7 protein-coding genes are annotated in these 6,935 nt (G+C 62.5%); 3 read left to right on the forward strand and 4 right to left on the reverse strand.

Annotation, left to right across the window (positions count from 1 at the left end; all coding sequences use genetic code 11):
- Nucleotides 1-1,023: flavin-dependent oxidoreductase (locus tag VFL62_RS01950; protein WP_325170695.1), on the reverse strand; the 1,023-nt coding region annotated here is incomplete at its 3' end.
- 82 nt (nucleotides 1,024-1,105) lie between these two features.
- Nucleotides 1,106-2,020 carry a LysR family transcriptional regulator gene (locus VFL62_RS01955; RefSeq protein WP_325170696.1) on the reverse strand — a complete coding sequence of 305 codons (915 nt, stop codon included), beginning with the start codon at nucleotides 2,018-2,020 and terminating at the stop codon, nucleotides 1,106-1,108.
- A 95-nt stretch (nucleotides 2,021-2,115) separates the two neighbouring features.
- Here VFL62_RS01955 and VFL62_RS01960 point away from each other — a divergent pair, with 95 nt between their 5' ends.
- The gene (locus VFL62_RS01960) at nucleotides 2,116-2,583 is read left to right on the forward strand and encodes a nuclear transport factor 2 family protein (RefSeq protein WP_325170697.1); all 468 of its coding nucleotides are present in this window, start codon (nucleotides 2,116-2,118) and stop codon (nucleotides 2,581-2,583) included.
- A 48-nt stretch (nucleotides 2,584-2,631) separates the two neighbouring features.
- Nucleotides 2,632-3,042, forward strand: a complete 411-nt coding sequence (locus tag VFL62_RS01965; RefSeq protein WP_325170698.1) for a RidA family protein — start codon at nucleotides 2,632-2,634, stop codon at nucleotides 3,040-3,042.
- Nucleotides 3,043-3,118: 76 nt separating this feature from the next.
- Here the strand turns inward: VFL62_RS01965 and VFL62_RS01970 are convergent, their stop codons facing one another.
- Both VFL62_RS01970 and VFL62_RS01975 read right to left on the reverse strand, forming a co-directional pair.
- Nucleotides 3,119-3,805, reverse strand: coding sequence for a glutathione S-transferase family protein (locus tag VFL62_RS01970; protein WP_325170699.1), 687 nt, complete (start codon nucleotides 3,803-3,805; stop codon nucleotides 3,119-3,121).
- Between the two features lie 796 nt (nucleotides 3,806-4,601).
- Nucleotides 4,602-5,732 (reverse strand): site-specific DNA-methyltransferase, encoded by a 1,131-nt coding sequence (locus VFL62_RS01975; protein ID WP_325170700.1) that lies wholly within the window; start codon nucleotides 5,730-5,732, stop codon nucleotides 4,602-4,604.
- 382 nt (nucleotides 5,733-6,114) lie between these two features.
- Here VFL62_RS01975 and VFL62_RS01980 point away from each other — a divergent pair.
- Nucleotides 6,115-6,935 (forward strand): neutral zinc metallopeptidase (locus VFL62_RS01980; protein WP_325170701.1); only part of this gene is annotated, 821 nt, incomplete at its 3' end.

Below are 6,935 nucleotides of genomic sequence, written 5' to 3' on the forward strand. Positions count from 1 at the left end.
GGCCGCAGGCGTCGAGCCATGCGTCTGGATTTCTCGGGTGAGCACCCTTGCATCGAGAATCGCCTGCGAGGCGCCGTTGGACCCGATCGGATACATCGGATGCGCCGCATCGCCCATCAGCGTGACGCGGCCGAACGTCCACTGCGGGATCGGATCGCGATCGACCAGCGGATATTCGAACGCATGCGAGCAGTTGCGGATCAGCGCCGGGACATCGAGCCAGTCGAATGTCCAGTCGGCAAACCACGGCAGAAATTCTTCAAGGTGAGCCGTGCGGTTATAATCCTCGCGCCGCCACTGATAGGTCGGCGGCATGTGCCGTTCGGCGATCCAGTTGATCTGGAATTTGCCATCGCGGTCCGCCTGGTTTGAAATCGGATAGCAGACGAACTTCAACGTCTCGTGGCCGGCCATGATCATGGTGCGGCCGGACAGAAACGGCTTGGCTGCGGTGACGCCGCGCCACAAAATGCGCCCGTTCCAGATCGGCGGCCCTTCGTCGGGGTAAAGCTTCTCGCGCACGGCGGAGTGAATGCCGTCGGCGGCGATCAGGACCGCGCCTTCGTGATCGCCGGCGGATTTCCCGGTCGCCTTGTCGATGAAGCCAGCGCGAATGCCGCTCGGCGTTTCGGTCCAGCCGTTCAGATGATGGCTGGTCAGGATGTTGTCCGCGCCGAGCCGTTCGATCGCGGCCTCCAGCAGGATCTGTTGCAGGGTGCCGCGATGGATCGAAAACTGCGGCCACTTGTAGCCGGCCTCTAGCCCCCGCGGCTCGCTCCAGATCGGCCGGCCGCGCTTGGAGAAATAGGCGAGCTCGCGCGTGGCGACGCCGGCGGCATCGAGCCGCTCGTAAAGGCCAAGCTCGATCAGTTCGCGCACGGCATGGGGCAGCACATTGATGCCGACGCCGAGCGGCTTCAGTTGCGGAACGCTTTCGAAGACTTTGGCCGGAACGCCGATCTGGTGCAGGCTGAGCGCCAGCGTCAGCCCACCGATGCCGCCGCCGGCGATGAGAACCGTCATGTTATCCCTCTGCGGAGGTGTCATGACACGAGGCGCGCGCGCGGGCAACTGCGAACGGACGGGCGGCGAAGGCTTCGGCGCGCTACCCCTTTCGCTGATCCAACCCTCGGCCGGTTTCCAGCATCAGCTTGCGCAGCCAGATCGATCCGGGATCGAACTGGGCGCGGGTCGGATAGAACATGTGCTGCTCGTCGATGCCGGGATCGAGCGGCGGAGTGACGGTTTTCAGGGATAATTGCCGCGCCAGAGCCGCGATCAAGCGGCGCGGCACGAAGGCCACGAGATCGGTCCGCGCCGCGACATGCAGCGCCTCGATATAGCCGGGCACGACCAGGGCGATGCGCCGTTCGATGCCTTTGCCGCGCAGCCAGTGGTCGATCAGGTCTTCGTTCTGGCCGCGGATCACGACCGCGACATGCCGTGCCGCGAGGAATGCGCCGCGCTGCTTCAGCCTGACGCCGACCGGATGGCCCTTGCGCACCGCGAGCGCGTCGCTGTCGACGTAGAGGCGCTGGCGGTGAAAGCCCTTGAAGGCATCGCCGATCGAGATGATAAGATCGATCGTGCGGGCAAACTCGGCCGTGAAGATCGCTGGCCCCCGCCACGGTACGACGTCGATCGTCACCCCCGGTGCCTGTCTTGTGACTTTCTCCATCAAAGGCGGCATCAGCAGTTCGACGGCCAGATCCGGCATCATCAGGCGAAAATGCCGTTCGCTGCGGCGGGCGTCGAATTCATCCGGCGTGAACAGGGAGCGCACCTGATCGAGCGCCTGCGTGAGCGGCCCGCGCAAGCCTTGCGCGCGCGGCGTCAGTTCCATCCGCGCCCCGGTGCGAACCAGAAGCGGATCGCCGATCACCTCGCGCAGCCGTTGCAGCGCATGGCTCGCCGCCGGCTGAGACAGGCCGATCCGCATCGCCGCACGGCTGACGCTGGCTTCCTTGAGCAAGGCGTCGAGCGCCACCAGCAGATTGAGGTCAAGCGAATGTAAATTCATGGAATGAATAATTATCATATCTCATATCGATTGGAAGAATAGCGGCGAATAGCCCCATGATCAGGCCGAGTTTCATCTGACCCCGAGAGGCCGCCATGAGCGACACCGCCAGCAACAAGCGACTGATCCAGCAGATTTTCGCCGCCGCCGGCGATCCGGACCCCGCCATGCGCGATCGCGCGCTGTTCGTCGAACGCCTCGCCGACGACGCGGTCTGGACCGTGACCGGTCAATATTCGTGGTCGCGCAGCTTCACCGGCAAGCAGTCGATCCTCAGCGATCTGCATGGCCACGTTCGTTCGCGGCTTGCGGAACGGACGCGAACAATTGCGCATCGCTTCATTGCCGATGGTGACTGTGTCGCGGTGGAGGCGAAAGGCTGCAACGTCACGCGGGAGGGCGTGCGCTACGACAACGACTATTGCCTGGTGTTTCGCCTCGAGGGCGGAAGAATCAAGGAGATCAGGGAATATTGTGACTCGGTCCTGACCGAAAAGGCGCTGGGCAAGTTTCCGGATCGAGCGAGCGATGGCGCGGGCGTCAAAACCGGCGCAGCGCAGTGACTCGTCACTGACGTCGGCTATACTCCCGTCTTTCCCGCGGAGGAGCCCATGAGCAAGCCATCGAAGGAATTTCTCAGTCCCAAGACGCTGATGCCGCCGGCCGGTTACTCGCATATCGCGAAGGCCAGGGGAACGACGGTCTACCTGGCTGGCCAGGTGTCGAGCGACGCCTCCGGCAAGTTGATCGGCGAGGGCAATTTTGAGGCTCAGGTCGAGCAGGTGTTCAGCAATTTGAAGACCGCGATCGAGGCAGCCGGTGGCACGATGGCGGATGTTGTCAAGATGAACATCTACCTGGTCGCTGAAGTCAGTCAGGACGATGTGCCGAAGCTGCGGGCGATCCGCGATCGGTATGTGAATGTGGCAAGTCCACCCGCCAGTACCTTGGTCGTGGTGTCTCGGCTGGCGCGGCCCGGCTGGCTCGTCGAGATCGAAGCGGTCGCGGTCGTCGACGACTGACAGGCGGCGGCAACCAATATGCTTGAAACGAAAAAACGGCGCCGCAAAGGGCGCCGTTTCCTGACGTCGGATGGGATCAGGCGACCTTGGCCTTGAGATGGCCGAACATGATCTGACGGGCTTCGTCGTCCATCTCGGTCTTGAAGGTGAACCTGTCCTTCAGCGTGCTCGCACGCGCTGCCGCCGGCCGGCCTGAGATTTCGTCGAACAGCCGCTTCACATTGGGATACCTGGTGAAGGCGTCGTCGCCGAGGATATATGGCGCCATGCGCACCCAGCCCCAGAACGCCATGTCGACGATGGAGTAGCTGTCACCCACCATGTATTTGCTCTTGGCGAGGTGGTCGTCGAGGATCTTGTAGTGACGGTTGGCCTCGAACTGGTAGCGGTTGTGCGCGTATTCGAGATCCTTCGGCGCGAAATGCTTGAAATGCACCGCCTGTCCCGAATACGGGCCGAGCCCGGTGGCAATGAACATCAGCCAGGAATAAAGCAGCGCGTGGTTCTGCGGCGTGTTGGCGGGCATGAACTTGCCGGTCTTTTCGCCGAGATAAAGCAGGATGGCATTGCTGTCGAAAACGTAGATGCCGTCGTCGTCGATCGCCGGCACCTTGCCATTCGGATTGACCTTGAGGAATTCAGGGTTGAACTGCTGGCCCTTGCGGGTATCGACCGGGATCAGCTCGTAGGGAAGGCCGCTCTCTTCGAGAAACAGTGCGACTTTGGCCGGGTTCGGCGCGCCGTTGAAATAGAACTTGAGCATTCAGATCTCCCGTTTCGTTGTTGCCGCGAAATCTCGGGGCGCGGCGCAATGGCCGCGGAGAGTGGCCAAATTTCGCGGCAAAGGGCAAGCGACGAGTTTGTGAGGAGTGCATTGCGGCACGTGCAATGGTGAGGGCGCGTCAAGCGCGGCCGCTGCAACGAGCCCCTGGCCTAACGCCAAAACCGCGAATTCGAACATCCGTTCAATCGCATGGCGACGCTCAGCCTTCATTCTTGTAAAATCCCGCTTGCGCCGTCGGGCAAATCACCTTTAGAAGCCCGCGCGTCTCGCACCCGATTCAAGAGGGGCGCTTCGCGATCGTCACGAGCGTTGGGTGCGGGATGCGATGGACGTGGCATGCCAACTGACGAGTGGCCATGTCGCGGACGGTGAAGTCGTGTGGTCCTGGCATCGCGACGCTGGTGCTAACTTGCGATGATGCTTCGCATCACGCAGGGACGGTGACAAGAAAGCCCGTTCACCGGGGAGAGCCCGAAGGAAACCGTAAAGCCATCGCGCAGGGAATGCCGGATCGTTCGGCGAACCTGTGGTGACTAACTCGTGTGCTTTCTTTTGCACCCGAGGCTGCGGGTGAGTCGATCACCCGGCATTCCCTGCGCCCTCTCCGCGCAAACGCCTCGCGTTTGTCGCGATTAAAGAGGGACACAATTTCGGATCACTCGGGCGGATTTTCGTCGCGGGAAGGCGAAGGTGCGTGCGTTTCCAATGTTGTCGTCCCTGCGTTCGCAGGGACGACCGCGAAGTGATGGTTTGACATCCGAAGATGAAAGAAAACTCAGCCCGCCATGCCCGCCCGGATCTCCGCGCGCAGCTCATCGATCAGCTTGAGACCCTGTTTGGTTTCGACGTGCCAGAAGGTCCAGCCGTTGCAGGCTTCCGCACCTTGCGCCACCGCGCCGATGCGGTGGATCGAGCCGACCTTGTCGCCCAGCATGATCGCGCCGTCGGCGCGCACCAGCGCACCATGGCGCTTCTTGGCATCGACGAGTTTGGTGCCGGGCGAGATCATGCCACGCTCGATCAACTCGGAGAACGCGACGCGCGGCGCATCGCGCGCGGTGAGGAACGGCGCCAGCGTTGCTTCCGGCAGCGGCTCGACCGCGGCGATGCGGGCTTCGGCTGCGGCCGCATAGGTCTTGTCGCGCTCGAATCCGATGTAGCGGCGGCCGAGGCGCTTGGCGACCGCGCCGGTGGTGCCGGTGCCGTTGAACGGATCGATCACGAGATCGCCAGGCTTGGACGACGACAGCAGCACGCGCGCCAGAAGGCCTTCGGGCTTCTGGGTCGGATGCACCTTCTTGCCGTCCTTGCCCTTGAGCCGTTCTTCGCCGGTGCACAGCGGGATCAGCCAGTCCGAGCGCGCCTGCACGTCCTCGTTGGCCGCCTTCAGCGCCTCGTAATTGAACGTATAGCCCTTGGCCTTCTCGTCGCGCGCCGCCCAGATCATGGTTTCGTGCGCGTTGGTGAAGCGGCGGCCGCGGAAATTCGGCATCGGGTTGGATTTGCGCCAGACAATATCGTTGAGGACCCAGAAGCCGAGGTCCTGCATGATGGCGCCGACGCGGAAGATGTTGTGATAGGAGCCGATCACCCAGAGCGTGGCCGACGGTTTCATCAGGCGGCGGCACGCCAAAAGCCAGGCGCGCGTGAAGTCGTCGTAAGCGGCGAACGAGGAGAACTTGTCCCAGTCGTCGTTGACGGCATCGACGTGGGATTCGTCGGGACGCTTGAGATCGCCCTTGAGCTGGAGATTGTAAGGCGGATCGGCGAAGACGAGATCGACAGAGCCGGCCTGCAGTTTCGACATCTCGGCGACGCAATCGCCAAGAATGATGCGGCTATCTTGCTCGGACTCAAATTTAGTGCGGGGCGCCCTTGCAGACGCCCCGCGACGCGACACAACCATGACTCAAATACTCTGACTCAGGCGACGCTGTCGGCGACGCGGGACCAAACAACCGACTGGCGCCACTTTGACGGGGCAAAGTAAAAATCGACTTAACCGGGCAATTCTTTCACTGCTCGCGATTCCACAAATTCGAGTCCCGCAATCGACGGATATTTTTGCGGATGCTGGCGATGTGATCGGCGAGGCGATGGAATATGAAAGGGAATTAGGATTTCGCGTTTGAGCTGCCCCATCGCGGCAAAATGGACGTGAGATGCGAACGCGCCCGCACTAGGCAATTTTTGCCGGGCGGGTTATGACGTGTAACGAAGAAAATTCTGCCGTGTTCGCCGCCGTGCGGCGAGGCGGACGCCGTAAGACCGCAACGAGGAAATTGGCCATGCGTTACGATGATTTTCGCCGCAGCGACGACATCGAGGACCGTCGTGACGATAGCGGTGGCGGTTTTGGTGGCGGTGGCGGCGGTTTTGGCTTGCCGATCGGCGGTGGCGGCGGGCTCGGCATCGGCACTATCATCGTGCTCGGCCTGGTCGGCTATGCCTTCGGCATCGACCCCCGCATTCTGATCGGTGGCGCGGAGATTCTCACGGGCGGCGGCAGCCAGGCACCGACCTATCAGACCGACCGGCGGTCGGGCACCGTCAAGCGCGGCGCGCCCACCGACGAGATGGGCCGCATGATCGCCGGCATTTTGGGTGAAATCGACGATCGCTGGAGCGAGATTTTCCAGGCGGCGGGCCAGAGCTATACCGGCCCGAAGATCGTGTTGTTCCGCAATGCCACCAATGGCGGACGCTGCGGCATGGCGCAATCGGCGATGGGGCCGTTCTACTGTCCGCCGGATCGCACGATCTTCCTCGATACCGGTTTCTTTCGCGAGGTCGAGACCAGATTCCACGGCTGCCAGGGTTCGGCTTGCAAGTTCACCGCGGCCTATATTATCGCCCACGAAGCCGGGCATCACATCCAGAACCTGCTCGGCATTCTGCCGAAGGTCACGGCGCAGCAGCAGGCCGCCGGGAACAGGACCCCGGCGGCGAATGCGCTGCAGGTGAGGGTTGAGTTGCAGGCGGACTGTCTCTCCGGCGTCTGGGTCAACCGCGAAGAAAAGAAGCGTCCGGGCTTCATCGAGGCGGGCGACATCGACGGCGCGCTCAGGACCGCTTCCGCCATTGGCGACGACACCTTGCAGCGGCAGGC

This window comes from Bradyrhizobium sp. (genome assembly GCF_035701725.1).
In the GTDB taxonomy this organism is placed as follows: Bacteria; Pseudomonadota; Alphaproteobacteria; order Rhizobiales; family Xanthobacteraceae; genus Bradyrhizobium.

What these genes read in the sequence shown, in the direction of transcription:
- VFL62_RS01955 (WP_325170696.1), bottom strand. Translation starts at nt 2,020, where the DNA reads ATGAATTTACATTCGCTTGACCTCAATCTGCTGGTGGCGCTCGACGCC.
- VFL62_RS01960 (WP_325170697.1), top strand. Translation starts at nt 2,116, where the DNA reads ATGAGCGACACCGCCAGCAACAAGCGACTGATCCAGCAGATTTTCGCC.
- VFL62_RS01965 (WP_325170698.1), top strand. Translation starts at nt 2,632, where the DNA reads ATGAGCAAGCCATCGAAGGAATTTCTCAGTCCCAAGACGCTGATGCCG.
- VFL62_RS01970 (WP_325170699.1), bottom strand. Translation starts at nt 3,805, where the DNA reads ATGCTCAAGTTCTATTTCAACGGCGCGCCGAACCCGGCCAAAGTCGCA.
- VFL62_RS01975 (WP_325170700.1), bottom strand. Translation starts at nt 5,732, where the DNA reads ATGGTTGTGTCGCGTCGCGGGGCGTCTGCAAGGGCGCCCCGCACTAAA.